A 12345-nucleotide genomic window follows, 5' to 3' on the forward strand; every position below is an offset into this window, starting at 1 on the left:
GGCACCGAGTGGTGGGGCGAAGACCTTTTGCTTACTTTTGGGTCTTTCCAAAAGTGAGCCGCTGTAAGAGCGGAACCATAATCCGCCATCACCGCAAAAATGGATATGTACCCCGCACCAGAGTTACCATTACGCCCTTCAGCGCCCCCTGCCAATAATAAGCCACCCCCATGCCCTTCGAACTCAGCGTAGACCTCACCACCCTGGCCATCCTAGCCGTCGTGGCATTCATCGCAGGCTTCATCGACGCCATAGCCGGCGGCGGCGGCCTGCTCACCACCCCGGCCCTGCTAACCGCCGGCATGCCGCCCCACCTGGTACTGGGCACCAACAAACTCAGTTCCACATTCGGCTCAGCCACCGCCAGCTTCACCTTCTACCGCCGCAAACTCTTTCACCCGCGCCAATGGGTGCACGCCATCGTCGGCACAGCCATCGGGGCCCTGGCCGGCGCCGTGGTCGCCCACTACCTACCCGCCGAAACCCTCAACAAAATGCTCCCGGTGATCGTCTTCGCCTGTGGCATCTACCTGCTGTTCGGCGGCACACCCAAAGCCCCCCTGGACGCCAACGCACCGATCAAAAAGAAATGGCAATCCACCCAAGGCTTCAGCCTGGGCTTCTACGACGGCGTGGCCGGCCCCGGCACCGGCGCATTCTGGACCGTCAGCACCATGCTCTTGCACCCCATCGACCTGGTCAAAGCCAGCGGCGTGGCGCGCAGCATGAACTTCGTCAGCAACGCGGCAGCGCTGACGGTGTTCATCATTAACGGCTCAGTGGACTGGATCGTCGGCCTGGCGATGGGCGTCTCGGTGATGTGCGGCGCGTTCTTTGGCGCACGCAGCGCAATCAGCGGCGGCGCCAAATTCATTCGGCCAGTGTTCATCACCGTTGTCCTCGGCCTGACGGTGCGCCTAGCCTGGCAGCACTGGTTCAGCGTGGCCTAAACGGCGCGCCAGGTAGAGGTCGATCAGGTAACGCGCAATTGAACGCGACGCCGGCAACGGCGGCAGCTCGTGGATATTGAACCACTGCGCATCTTCGATCTCGTCGGCCTGGGGCACGATGTCGCCACCGGCGTACTCGGCATGGAAACCCAACATCATCGAGTGCGGGAACGGCCAGCACTGGCTGCCCATGTACTGAATGTTCTTGACCTCCACCTGCACCTCCTCACGCACTTCGCGGATCAGGCAGTCTTCGGCCGACTCACCCGGCTCGGCAAACCCGGCCAGGGTGCTGTAGACACCTGGCACAAAGCGCGGCGAACGCGCCAGCAGGATCTCGTCGCCACGGGTCACCAGCACGATCATGCTCGGCGATATGCGCGGGTAGCTGCGCAGGTCGCAGGCCTGGCAATGCATTGCCCGCTCGCGCGGCACCTGGACCATGGCCTGGCCACAACTGCCGCAAAACCGGTGTTCACGGGCCCAGGTGCCAATCTGCGCGGCGTAACCCAGCACTTTGTACAGGGTGTGATCGCCTTGCAGCATGAAGCCGCGCAGGCCCTGCCAGCTGCAACCGGGCAGCTCGGCGGATTCGTTCAGTTCCAGCAAGTACACCGGTTCACCATCGAGATGGCCGATGCCATGCTCGGCAAACACTGAAAGGTCCTGGTGCTTGAGCCATTCCCTGGGGAACAGCGGGCCGTTGGCATCATGCAAAAAGCCTTCGCGGCTGCGGGCAACGGCCCAGCCGCCAGGGGCGTCGTTGTCCAGCAGCGTTGTGGTAATCCAGCCTGGGGTCATGTCGGTCAATCCACGAATTCGGGTTTCTGTTTGCTCATATGGGCCGCGATGGCGACGCGCAGGTCGTTGGATTGCAACATAGCCGAGTTCCAGGTGGCAACGTATTCCAGACCATCCTTGACCGTGTGATCACGCATGTAGCTGATCATCGCCTTGGTGCCGGTCACGGCAATCGGCGATTTGGCGGCGATTTCATGGGCGATTTCCATCACGCCGGCCAGCAGGCTTTCCTGATCGGCATACACACGATTGACCAGCCCGATGCTGCGCGCTTCTTCGGCGCCGAACTGGCGACCGGTGTAGGCCAGCTCGCGCAGCATGCCGTCGCCGATAATGCGCGGCAGGCGTTGCAGGGTGCCGACGTCAGCGGCCATGCCCATGTCGATTTCCTTGATCGAGAACTGCGCGCATTCAGCCGCATAGCGCATGTCGCAGGCACTGATCAGGTCGATCGCGCCGCCAATGCAGTAGCCATGAATCGCCGCCAGTACCGGTTTGCGGCAGTTGTCGACGGCATTGAACGAGGCTTGCAGGTCGAGGATCTTGCGCCGCAACAGGCGTGCGTTGCGGCCCACGTCCTTGCCAAGATCATTGGCCACCGAGGCCAGCATCATCAGGTCGATACCCGACGAGAAATGCTTGCCGGCGCCGCTCAGCACCACAGCACGCACGGCGTCGGTGTCTTCGACCCACTGGAAGATGTTGATGATTTCGGTCCAGAACGCGGCGTTCATGGCGTTGATCTTTTCCGGGCGGTTGATCTGCACATGGGCAACGTTGCCGCTGAGTTCGACGACGAATGCTTGGTATTCGGACATGGCAGTGATCCCTGACTGGCGAGTGATAAGGCCCGAACTATAACAAGGCTGCGTGACGGCGCGTCGGCCAAAAACGGGACTGGCAAAGGTAATGAAATGTTGTGCGCGCACGGTTCATGCAGCATCGATACATTCCACGCCGGGCGCGTCACTTATCGGCTATACAATCAGGGCCTTTGCCCTGGAGCCGACTATGCCGTCCACGTTTCGTTCTTCATTGATTCTGGCCCTGGTGGTCGTGCTGACCGGCATCGGCGCCGGGTTGGGCGGGATGCTGCTGGCGTTATTGCTGCACGGTATACAGCACCTCGCTTACGGCTACAGCCAGGGCAGCTTGATCAGCCACGAAACCTTCCTGCTGGGCGTGACCGCAGCGTCGCCCGAGCGTCGCGTGTTGGTGCTGGTAGTGTGCGGTCTGGTCGCAGGACTTGGCTGGTGGACGATTTACCGCTACGGCCGCCCGCTGGTGAGCGTCAAGCAAGCAGTGTCCGAAAAAATGCCAATCATGCCGCCCAAAACCACCCTCGCCCACGCGGTGCTGCAAATCATCACCGTGGCCCTCGGCTCGCCGCTGGGCCGTGAAGTGGCGCCACGGGAAGTCGGTGCGCTGGTGGGCAGCTGGCTGTCGCAACGGGCGCGCTTGAGCCCGCAGATGCATCGTCTGATCATCGCCTGTGGCGCCGGTGCCGGCCTGGCGGCGGTGTATAACGTGCCGTTGGGCGGTGCGGTGTTTGTGCTGGAAGTGCTGGTAGGCGCCTTCAGTTGGCCGGCGGCAGTCATTGCGCTGGCCACCTCGGCGATTGGCGCCTCGATCGCGTGGATCGGGCTGGGCGCGGAATCGCAGTACGTGGTGCCGCACTTTGTACTCAGCCCGGCGCTGATCGCGTGGGCGGTGGTGTGTGGGCCGGTGTTCGGGTTGGCCGCATACGGTTTTACCCGCCTCACGGGCACGGCACGGGCGAATGCCGCGCGCGGTTGGCGCCTGCCGCTGTTGTCGTTGATCAACTTCACGATTATCGGCGGGCTGGCCATGCTGTTGCCGCAGATCCTCGGCAACGGCAAAGGCCCGGCGCAACTGGGTTTCGACAGCGAATTGAGCATCAGCCTGGCCGCTTTGCTGCTGGTGGTGAAAGTGCTGATCACCGCGAGCACCCTGCGCGCGGGGGCCGAAGGTGGCCTGCTGACGCCTGGGTTGGCGAATGGTGCGTTGCTGGCGATAATCCTTGGCGGCGCCTGGAGCCTGGTGTGGCCGGGCGTGCCGCTGGGGGCCTTTGCGATCATCGGCGCGGCGGCCTTTCTGGCGTCCAGCATGAGCATGCCGCTGACGGCAATTGTGCTGGTGGCTGAATTCACCCGTATCGACCATGACTTTCTGGTGCCGATCATCCTGGCGGTGGTGGGTTCGATGTGCGTGAGCAAGCTGTGCCAGCGCCTGGAAACTACTGGAAAAAAAGCAGCCCAGGCGCCATCCTCTGCGCTTTAAGCCGCCCCTCAGCGGCGCTCTACGTTTAAAGGATATTCCCATGCACGCCCAACCCCTCGCCCCCGCCGATTTCGAATTCCTCGAAGACACCCTGCTCAAATACGGCGACGACCACTCGGTGCTGAACCTGGCTGAACTTGACGGCTACTTCACCGCGCTGGTCTCAAGCCCGGCTCAGGTAGAAGTGGGCGAGTGGTTCCCGGCGATTTGGGATGGGCAGAACCCGAATTGGGAAAACCTCGAAGAGGCTCAGCGCTTTTTGGAACTGTGCGTGCGCCACAGCAATACATTGGCCGAGCAACTGGCCACCGATGCGCAGAGCTTCAAGGCCCGCTTCGATGACACCGAGCATCAAGGCCAACGCGTGACGCTCGCCGAAGAATGGTGCTTTGGCTATATCCGTGGCGCGGCGATCGGCAACTGGCCAGCGCTGCCGACTGAACTGGCTGCGCAATGGGAGAAAATCTCCTGCTGCGCCGAGCAGGACAACTTTGAACTGCCGGCAGACCTGGATGTAAACGCCCATCAACAGCGGGTCAGCGAAATCGAACCGGCTGCGCGGGCGCTACATGATTATTGGTTGAGCCTGCGCTGAGCCTCGACAAGCACCGCGTCTATGCCCGATTATTCGGGTCCGCCCGTCGGCCACTCCGTGCCACCTTGCCTTGATCAGGAGCCTTGTACCTTGAGTTCGCAGAAAACCGTGACCGTGACACCGCCAGACTTCCCCCTGAACGGCAAGGTTGCGCCCCCCGGCTCCAAATCCATTACCAACCGCGCCCTGCTGCTGGCGGCCCTGGCCAAGGGCTCCAGCCGGTTGAGCGGCGCGCTGAAAAGCGATGACACCCGCCATATGTCGGTGGCCCTGCGCCAAATGGGCGTGACCGTTGACGAGCCGGACGACACCACCTTTGTCGTCACCGGTACCGGCAAGCTGCAATTGCCCGCGCAGCCGCTGTTCCTCGGCAATGCCGGCACTGCCATGCGCTTTCTCACCGCCGCAGTGGCAACGGTGCAAGGCACCGTGGTGCTGACCGGCGACGACTACATGCAAAAACGCCCGATTGGCCCGCTGCTGGCTACCCTCGGCCAGAACGGTATTCAAGTCGACAGCCCGACCGGCTGCCCGCCCGTCACCGTGCACGGCGTTGGCAAGGTGCAGGCCAAGCGTTTTGAAATCGATGGCGGCTTATCCAGCCAGTACGTGTCGGCCCTGCTGATGCTTGCGGCGTGTGGCGAAGCCCCGATTGAAGTGGCGCTGACCGGCAAGGACATCGGCGCCCGTGGCTATGTGGACCTGACCCTGGACTGCATGCGCGCCTTCGGTGCGCAGGTCGACGCGCTCGACGACACCACCTGGCGCGTGGCCGCCACCGGCTACACCGCCCACGACTACCTGATCGAACCCGACGCCTCTGCCGCCACCTACTTGTGGGCCGCTGAAGTGCTGACCGGCGGGCGCATCGACATCGGCGTGGCCGCACAGGCGTTCACCCAGCCAGACGCCAAGGCCCAAGCCGTGATTGCGCAGTTCCCGAACATGCAGACCACGGTGATCGGCTCGCAAATGCAGGATGCCATTCCGACCCTGGCCGTGCTCGCCGCCTTTAACAACACCCCGGTGCGTTTCACTGAACTGGCCAACCTGCGCGTCAAGGAATGTGATCGCGTACAGGCGCTGCATGACGGCCTCAACGAAATCCGCCCGGGCCTGGCGACCATCGAAGGCGACGACCTGCTCGTGGCCGGCGACCCGGCGCTGGCTGGCACCTCCTGCAACGCGCTGATCGACACCCACGCCGACCATCGCATCGCCATGTGCTTTGCCCTGGCCGGGCTGAAGGTGTCGGGTATCCGCATTCAGGACCCGGACTGCGTAGCCAAGACCTACCCGGACTACTGGAAGGCCCTGGGCAGTCTTGGGGTTGCGCTGACCTACTGAAGCATCAGCGCCGTGATGGGGAGGGAAAGCACATGACACTTCGCCAACCCTGCCCACCCGGCGTTTGCGTTTGCGACCGCGAACAGCTACTTGAAGCACCCGGCGCTGATCTACGCATTCTCCAGCTGACACGTCAGCAGGAAAAGATCCTGCTCGAGCGCCTCGAAGACCTCAAAAGCCTGCAAGACCTGGAACACATGCAACAGCGCATGTATGAGCAATTGGGCATTCGCGTGCACATCGCACCGGGCCACGCGGAAGTCAAAAGCATGCGCGGGATTCAGATCGTCATCGACGCGCTGCCAGGCATGTGCCGCAAGACCCGGCAATCCATCCCGGCGGCGATTCGCCGGGGACTGGAGAAACGGCCGGAAATTGCCTACCGCTTGCTCGATTCACATGACCTGTTCGGCCAAGGCTGACTCACCCGCTTCCTTGTGAAACATCCCCTGCCCCAAGGCATTCGCCGTGTGCAAGTGCGCCTGCGCACTGCCGCTTTCCGAATCCAGCAGCAGCTCGGACGTCACCACCTGCGCCCCGCAGTAATCAAAAATCCCGTAGTCGATTTGCGTGCGCATTGCCTTGGCGTAACCGTGGCGGTCAAACGCGCTTTCGTCCGCCGCCCCCAGCGCCAGCAGGTGTACTTGCAAGTGCCGCAGTTTTTTCACCACCGGCAGGTCCGGGCCGTACTCAATCGCCCAGCCGTTGATGAACACGCGGTCGATCCAGCCTTTGAGCAGGCCGGGCATGGACCACCAGTAGATCGGGAACGCCAACACCAACGCATCGGCGCGGTCGATGCGGGCCTGTTCGGCGAGCACATCGGCAGGCGGCTTAGCGCGTTCACGGTGCACACGGTGGTCGGCGGCGGTGTAGCGCGGGTCAAAACCTTCAGCGGCGAGGTCGGCGATTTCGAAGGTGTGGCCGGATGCAGTCAAGCCAGCGGCAACGTGCGCGGCCAGGCTGTGGGTGAGGGATTGCGGGTCGTGATGAGCAACAACGATCAGAGCATGCATGACTTTGACTCCCTTTCGGTTTACGCTGGGCTTAAGTTACCTTTGGTAAGTTACTTTTGGTATATAAGCATGTCAAGTGTTGAATCCCCTGCCCCACGTCGCCGCTTATCCCGCGAGGGTCGCTTGCGTCAGTTGCTCGACATGGCGTGGCAACTGGTGCGCGAAGAAGGCACCGATGCCCTGACCCTGGGGCGCCTGGCTGAACTGGCCGGCGTGACGAAGCCGGTGGTCTACGACCATTTCGTCACCCGCGCAGGCTTGCTGGCCGCGCTGTATGAAGATTTTGACGGGCGCCAGAATCAAGTGTTTACCGAGGCTATCCAGGCCAGCGGCGCAACGCTGGAGGATCGGTCCTGGGTGATCGCCTCGTCCTACGTCGATTGCGTATTGCTTCAGGGCCGGGAAATTCCAGGGGTGATCGCAGCCCTGAGCAGCTCGCCGGAGCTGGAAACCCTCAAGCGCCGCTACGAGGCGATCTTCCTCGACAAATGCCGCGATGCCCTGTCGCCCTTTGCTCCGGGCGGCAGCGTGTCTCAGGCGGGATTACGCGCCATGCTCGGCGCCGCCGAAGCCTTGTCCCACGCGGCTGCCAACGGCGAGGTCAGCCGTGAGGAGGCGCAACAGGAGCTGTTGGCGACCATCCTGGCGATGGTCAATCGCGGGCGGGCTTGAAAGAATTTTTATCGCCAAAGGAATAAAGACTCGCGACGGGCGTTTACCTGAGTACACCTTGTGACTCTCGCACAAGGCACTCAACACCCGGAAAACCCAGGAGCTCGTCATGCTGAAAAAACTCTCACTCGCCGCCGCCGTCCTGCTTGCCTGCGCCTCGTCCATGGCATTCGCCGACCCTGCCAAGGTCGCCCTCAGCGCCAAGGGCAGAGTGCTGGTCGACAGCCAAGGGATGACGCTCTACACCTTCGCCAAAGACACTGCGGGCAAGTCGGTGTGCAGCGGCCAGTGCCTGGCCAACTGGCCGGCGTTCAGCGCGCCAGCCACCGCGAAAGAGGCTGACGGTTACACCGTGATCAACCGTGATGATGGCAGCAAGCAGTGGGCCTACAAGGGCCAGGCGCTGTACACCTGGGTCAAGGACAGCAAGCCGGGCGACATCACCGGTGACGGCATTGGCGGCAACTGGAACCTGGCCAGGCCGTAAGCACTGACCGCCAACAAAAAACCTCCCTGACGGGAGGTTTTTTTGCATTCAGCGCCTACGTTCGCTCAGAAACAACTGAACCTTGCGCGCCAACTGATCGAGATGCCGATCGCGCTGTTTCTCTGCATCAACCATCGCGCGCTTGCCGTGTTTTGACAGCAGATACGTATGAATCTGCCGCACTTCCAACGAGCTATAGATAGCCGCCACTTCCAGCACGCCCATCAGCCCGTCGGTGGCGTAATCACGCGTGTTCATCAGCACCTGCGTGCCTCGAGCGCCGCGCACTTGAAAGCCCATGGCTTCAAACGCCGGCACCTTCTCGACCGCACACGCCAACTCGGCATGGGGATAGCGCGCCAACACGTCCTGCACCATCGCGCGCGCCACACCCTGGCGTCGGCGCGTGGCCTGCACGGCCATGAAGGCGATACCGCAGGCTTGCGGGTCGTCCTTCACCGGCAGGTACAGGCAAAAACCAATCAGCTGTTCCTCGTCCATCGCTACCACCAATTCTACGGCGATGCCCTTGGCGCCGTTCAGCGCCTCCAGGTACAGGTGCACCTCAAAGCCGATGGCGTATTGATAAATGTTGTACAGCAGGTTGCTCGGCGGCAACGCGACGCTGCTGATGTCGGTGAGGTTGTCCACCACCATCTGCAGGATCTGGGCATTGATGGGCTCGGGGCACGGTGTGGTGTAACGGGTAAGGCTGAACATGCAGATTCCTGGGGTTTTGCGTCAAGGCAGCGGCGATTGTACCTGTTGCAGCCGATTCTTTGGCCGCCCGCATCGCGTGCGCTGTGGCGAATGGCCTGCACGCGACCTTCGCCGCCGCCGGGCCTGCAATAGTGCCGCGCGGGGTGCGCAGAACACCCGTTGAGGCAAAAAAACAAAAAAGGCGTTGCGCCAGACCGGGTTACATCGCGCATCATGGGCACTTTCAAGCTCAAGGGTAACGTCCATGCGCGTGCTGTCATTGATGATGGGTCTTACGACGCTGGCCGCCAGTCTGGCGTTCTGCGCCAGCGCGATGGCGAACGAAGAAAGTCAGTTGGTGCAACAGATCAATCAATACCGCAGCCAGGTACAGCGCTGCGGCGACCAGGGTTCCCAGGAGCTTCCACCGCTGGCCAACGATACGCGGCTGGTGCTGCCGGCGACCAACGTCGGCGATTTGCAGCAGGCATTGGCGCGGGCGGCGTACCCGATGGTCAACGTGCAGGCCATCAGCCTGTCCGGCCCCAAGGATGCGCAGTCGGCGATGAAAGCCGTGCGCGAAAGTTTCTGCCGCGTGGTGCTCGACCCGCAATTTGTGGATATCGGCGTGAGCAACAGCGGCCAGGACTGGCGCATCGTGCTCGCCCGCCCGCTGCTCAGCAGTGGCCTGGGTGATTGGCAGACAGAAGGCAAGCAAGTGCTGAACCTGATCAACGCGGCGCGTCAACAGCCGCGCCAGTGTGGCACTCAGGCATTTGCGGCGACCACGCCGTTATCGTGGAACGACGACCTCGCCGGTGCCGCCAACAGCCACACGCGCAACATGGCCAACGGCAATTTTTTCGACCACCTCGACCACGACGGCCGCACGCCCGGTGACCGCGCGGAACTGGCTGGCTACAGCGCGAAGAACGTCGGCGAAAACATCGCCGCCGGCCTCGACACACCGCGCAAAGTCGTAGACGGCTGGCTTGCCAGCCCTGGCCATTGCGCCAACCTGATGAACCCGCAATTTCGCGAATTGGGCGCCGCCTACGCGATGGACCCGAAGAGTGATGCGGGCATCTACTGGACCGGGCTGTTCGCCACACAGCAGTAAGTGTGCAGCCGCCCGAACAGGGCGGCATTCACCCGTGCAAATGAAAGAAGCATCAAATTGCCATCTCATCGATAATGGCTCTGAACTGGCAGCGGTCAATCCGGTCTGTCTCTTGATAGCCTGAGCTTTCAAGCACTCGACAGACCGTGGTAAACAAGGTGTTCGCGTAATGATGAATTGGCTGCAAAGCAGCAGCGACATGGCCGAGCAGGTTCGCCTGCATGATTGGGCCAGTACGCCTCTGGGGCCACTGGATCAATGGTCCGACGTGCTCAAGACTACTGTCGCCCTGTGCTTTGCCTCAAGCTTTCCCCAGTCGATTATCTGGGGACCTTCGCTGGCCATGCTTTACAACGATGCGATGATCCCGATCCTGGGCGACAAGCCCTACGCCTTGGGCCGCCCGTTCAGCGAGGTGTGGCACGAAGTCTGGGAGGAAGTCAGCCCCATCGCCAGCGCAGCCTTTGAAGGGCATGCAACGTATGTCGAAAACTTCCCACTGGTGATCGAACGCGGCGCGGGTCCCGAGCAGGCCTATTTCACCTTTTGCTACAGCCCGATCCGCGACTCCCTGGGCAAAGTCGTCGGCATGCTCAACACCGTTACCGAAACCACGGCCACCGTATTCCTGACGCGCCGCCTGAATGTGCTGGACGCAATCGGCAGCGCCGTGTGCAACGCCATCGACGCCGAAGCCATCATGACCACCACTACGCGCCTGCTCGCCGAGCACCTGCGGGTGTCCAATTGCGCTTATGCCGACATGGACGCCGATGAAGACGGTTTTACCATTCGCGGCAATTGGGCAGCGCCCGGCTCCCCGAGCATCGTCGGGCACTACAGCCTGGCGTCATTTGGCGCGAGGGCCGTGCGGCAATTGCGCGCCGGGGAAGCGTTGGTAGTGCGCGACAACCGCGTCGAGTTCACCCCGGAAGAATCCGCCAGCTACCAGGCACTGGGCGCCACCGCCACCGTGTGCTTCCCGCTGATCAAGGACGGCCGCCTCACCGCGTTGATGGCCGTGCACGACAAAGCTGCGCGCGCCTGGTCGCCCTATGACCTGGCCCTGGTCGGCGAAGTCACCGAACGCTCCTGGGCGCATATTGAACGCGTGCGCGCCGACGCCGCCGTGCGCGAGGGCCTGGCCGCCATTACCGAACTCAATGCCACCCTGGAACGGCGCGTGGAAGACCGCACCACTGCGCTGACCCAGGCCGAAGCCGCACTGCACCAGTCGCAGAAGCTTGAAGCCATCGGCCAATTGACCGGCGGCGTGGCGCACGACTTCAACAATCTGCTGACAATCATTCGCTCATCAATGGATTTTTTGCGCCAGCCTGGGCTCTCCGAGGAACGCCGTCAGCGCTACATGAACGCCGTCAGCGAGACCGTCGAGCGCGCCAGCAAGCTCACCAGTCAGTTGCTCGCCTTCGCCCGCCGCCAGCCGCTGAACCCGGAAGTCTTCGACGTGTGCCTGCAGGTGCGCAATATCGGCGAGATGCTTGAAAGCGTGACCGGTGCGCGTATTCAGGTGGCCGTGGATTTGCCTGCGCAGCCTTGTTACGTGCGCGTCGATTCCAGCCAGTTTGAAACCGCCTTGATCAACATGGCGCTCAATGCCCGCGATGCCATGGAGGGTCAAGGCACCTTGACCCTGCGCGTTGCGGCAGCGGCGGCCTTGCCACGTATCCGTGGGGACTCAGGAGCGCGCCAGCCGTTTGTAACGGTTGTGCTCAGCGACACCGGCACCGGGATCGCCAGCGACACCGCCGAGCGCATTTTCGAGCCGTTCTTCACCACCAAGGCCGTGGGCAAAGGCACCGGTCTGGGCCTGTCACAGGTGTATGGGTTTGCCAAACAGTCCGGCGGCAACGTCGACGTGGCGAGCACCCTTGGGTTGGGCACGCAATTCACCCTTTATCTCCCCGCAGCAGAGCCACCGGCTGCACCGCACGCGCCTGCACCCCAAGACGACGGCCCAGCCTTTGACGCGGCGCTGCGCCATATCCTGATCGTGGAAGACAACCTGGAAGTGGGCCGCTTCGCCACTCAGATATTGCAGGACCTGGGCTACCAGACAACGTGGGCCACCAATGCCGAACACGCATTGGCACTGGCCGGCCCGGACGCTTCGAGCTTCGACGCGATCTTTTCGGATGTGGTAATGCCCGGCATGACCGGCGTGGCGATGGCCAAGCTGTTGCGTCAGCGCCGCGCCAATTTGCCCGTGGTGCTCACGTCAGGCTACAGCGAAGAGCTGGCCGACAATGGCTACGACGGTTTCGAGTTTTTGCCCAAGCCCTACTCGGCCGACCAGGTGGCACGGGTATTGGCCAAGTCGATGCGAGAAGACTGAG

At 62.4% G+C, this 12345-nt stretch carries 13 protein-coding genes; 9 read left to right on the forward strand and 4 right to left on the reverse strand.

Going from position 1 to position 12345, the window contains the following annotated elements:
• Positions 1–170: 170 nt before the first annotated feature.
• The gene (locus Q7C20_RS24990) at positions 171–950 is read left to right on the forward strand and encodes a TSUP family transporter (RefSeq protein WP_375070938.1); all 780 of its coding nucleotides are present in this window, start codon (positions 171–173) and stop codon (positions 948–950) included.
• Here Q7C20_RS24990 and nudC read toward each other — a convergent pair.
• Complete coding sequence (nudC, locus tag Q7C20_RS24995) at positions 918–1751, reverse strand: NAD(+) diphosphatase (RefSeq protein ID WP_375070939.1); 834 nt, start codon at positions 1749–1751, stop codon at positions 918–920. The two genes, Q7C20_RS24990 and nudC, sit on opposite strands and share 33 nt — an antisense overlap.
• Positions 1752–1756: 5 nt before the next feature.
• Positions 1757–2569 (reverse strand): crotonase/enoyl-CoA hydratase family protein, encoded by an 813-nt coding sequence (locus Q7C20_RS25000; protein WP_375070940.1) that lies wholly within the window; start codon positions 2567–2569, stop codon positions 1757–1759.
• A gap of 193 nt (positions 2570–2762) precedes the next feature.
• Between Q7C20_RS25000 and Q7C20_RS25005 the strand changes: the two genes are divergently transcribed.
• The 4 genes from Q7C20_RS25005 to Q7C20_RS25020 all read left to right on the forward strand — a co-directional run bounded on the left by Q7C20_RS25005 (position 2763) and on the right by Q7C20_RS25020 (position 6416).
• Complete coding sequence (locus Q7C20_RS25005; RefSeq protein WP_375070941.1) at positions 2763–4052, forward strand: chloride channel protein; 1290 nt, start codon at positions 2763–2765, stop codon at positions 4050–4052.
• 40 nt (positions 4053–4092) lie between these two features.
• Positions 4093–4647, forward strand: a complete 555-nt coding sequence (locus Q7C20_RS25010; RefSeq protein ID WP_375070942.1) for a UPF0149 family protein — start codon at positions 4093–4095, stop codon at positions 4645–4647.
• A gap of 90 nt (positions 4648–4737) precedes the next feature.
• Positions 4738–5994: a 3-phosphoshikimate 1-carboxyvinyltransferase gene (gene aroA / locus Q7C20_RS25015; RefSeq protein ID WP_375070943.1), complete on the forward strand. Its 1257-nt coding sequence runs from the start codon at positions 4738–4740 to the stop codon at positions 5992–5994.
• Positions 5995–6026: 32 nt separating this feature from the next.
• A complete protein-coding gene (locus Q7C20_RS25020) occupies positions 6027–6416 on the forward strand; it encodes a hypothetical protein (RefSeq protein WP_348061734.1) in 390 nt (129 codons plus the stop codon).
• Here the strand turns inward: Q7C20_RS25020 and Q7C20_RS25025 are convergent.
• Positions 6390–7010 (reverse strand): NAD(P)H-dependent oxidoreductase, encoded by a 621-nt coding sequence (locus Q7C20_RS25025; RefSeq protein ID WP_375070944.1) that lies wholly within the window; start codon positions 7008–7010, stop codon positions 6390–6392. The two genes, Q7C20_RS25020 and Q7C20_RS25025, sit on opposite strands and share 27 nt — an antisense overlap.
• Before the next feature lie 69 nt (positions 7011–7079).
• On the opposite strand from Q7C20_RS25025, the gene Q7C20_RS25030 reads away from it, so the two are divergent.
• The gene (locus tag Q7C20_RS25030) at positions 7080–7682 is read left to right on the forward strand and encodes a TetR/AcrR family transcriptional regulator (protein WP_375070945.1); all 603 of its coding nucleotides are present in this window, start codon (positions 7080–7082) and stop codon (positions 7680–7682) included.
• 109 nt (positions 7683–7791) lie between these two features.
• On the forward strand, positions 7792–8169 hold the full coding sequence (locus tag Q7C20_RS25035; RefSeq protein ID WP_375070946.1) for a hypothetical protein: 378 nt from the start codon (positions 7792–7794) through the stop codon (positions 8167–8169).
• A gap of 48 nt (positions 8170–8217) precedes the next feature.
• Here the strand turns inward: Q7C20_RS25035 and Q7C20_RS25040 are convergent, their stop codons facing one another.
• Complete coding sequence (locus tag Q7C20_RS25040; RefSeq protein WP_375070947.1) at positions 8218–8889, reverse strand: GNAT family N-acetyltransferase; 672 nt, start codon at positions 8887–8889, stop codon at positions 8218–8220.
• A gap of 244 nt (positions 8890–9133) precedes the next feature.
• Between Q7C20_RS25040 and Q7C20_RS25045 the strand changes: the two genes are divergently transcribed.
• Both Q7C20_RS25045 and Q7C20_RS25050 read left to right on the forward strand, forming a co-directional pair.
• Positions 9134–9988 (forward strand): CAP domain-containing protein, encoded by an 855-nt coding sequence (locus tag Q7C20_RS25045; RefSeq protein WP_348061739.1) that lies wholly within the window; start codon positions 9134–9136, stop codon positions 9986–9988.
• Positions 9989–10157: 169 nt separating this feature from the next.
• Positions 10158–12344 (forward strand): ATP-binding protein, encoded by a 2187-nt coding sequence (locus Q7C20_RS25050; protein WP_375070948.1) that lies wholly within the window; start codon positions 10158–10160, stop codon positions 12342–12344.
• Position 12345 lies beyond the last annotated feature (1 nt).

Source organism: Pseudomonas sp. AMR01, assembly GCF_041946035.1.
Lineage (GTDB): Bacteria > Pseudomonadota > Gammaproteobacteria > Pseudomonadales > Pseudomonadaceae > Aquipseudomonas > Aquipseudomonas antarctica_B.

Bases quoted from the DNA above. Each gene is read 5' to 3' on its own strand.
- Q7C20_RS24990 (WP_375070938.1), top strand. From the start codon at position 171: ATGCCCTTCGAACTCAGCGTAGACCTCACCACCCTGGCCATCCTAGCC.
- nudC (WP_375070939.1), bottom strand. From the start codon at position 1,751: ATGACCCCAGGCTGGATTACCACAACGCTGCTGGACAACGACGCCCCT.
- Q7C20_RS25000 (WP_375070940.1), bottom strand. From the start codon at position 2,569: ATGTCCGAATACCAAGCATTCGTCGTCGAACTCAGCGGCAACGTTGCC.
- Q7C20_RS25005 (WP_375070941.1), top strand. From the start codon at position 2,763: ATGCCGTCCACGTTTCGTTCTTCATTGATTCTGGCCCTGGTGGTCGTG.
- Q7C20_RS25010 (WP_375070942.1), top strand. From the start codon at position 4,093: ATGCACGCCCAACCCCTCGCCCCCGCCGATTTCGAATTCCTCGAAGAC.
- Q7C20_RS25020 (WP_348061734.1), top strand. From the start codon at position 6,027: ATGACACTTCGCCAACCCTGCCCACCCGGCGTTTGCGTTTGCGACCGC.
- Q7C20_RS25025 (WP_375070944.1), bottom strand. From the start codon at position 7,010: ATGCATGCTCTGATCGTTGTTGCTCATCACGACCCGCAATCCCTCACC.
- Q7C20_RS25030 (WP_375070945.1), top strand. From the start codon at position 7,080: ATGTCAAGTGTTGAATCCCCTGCCCCACGTCGCCGCTTATCCCGCGAG.
- Q7C20_RS25035 (WP_375070946.1), top strand. From the start codon at position 7,792: ATGCTGAAAAAACTCTCACTCGCCGCCGCCGTCCTGCTTGCCTGCGCC.
- Q7C20_RS25040 (WP_375070947.1), bottom strand. From the start codon at position 8,889: ATGTTCAGCCTTACCCGTTACACCACACCGTGCCCCGAGCCCATCAAT.
- Q7C20_RS25045 (WP_348061739.1), top strand. From the start codon at position 9,134: ATGCGCGTGCTGTCATTGATGATGGGTCTTACGACGCTGGCCGCCAGT.
- Q7C20_RS25050 (WP_375070948.1), top strand. From the start codon at position 10,158: ATGATGAATTGGCTGCAAAGCAGCAGCGACATGGCCGAGCAGGTTCGC.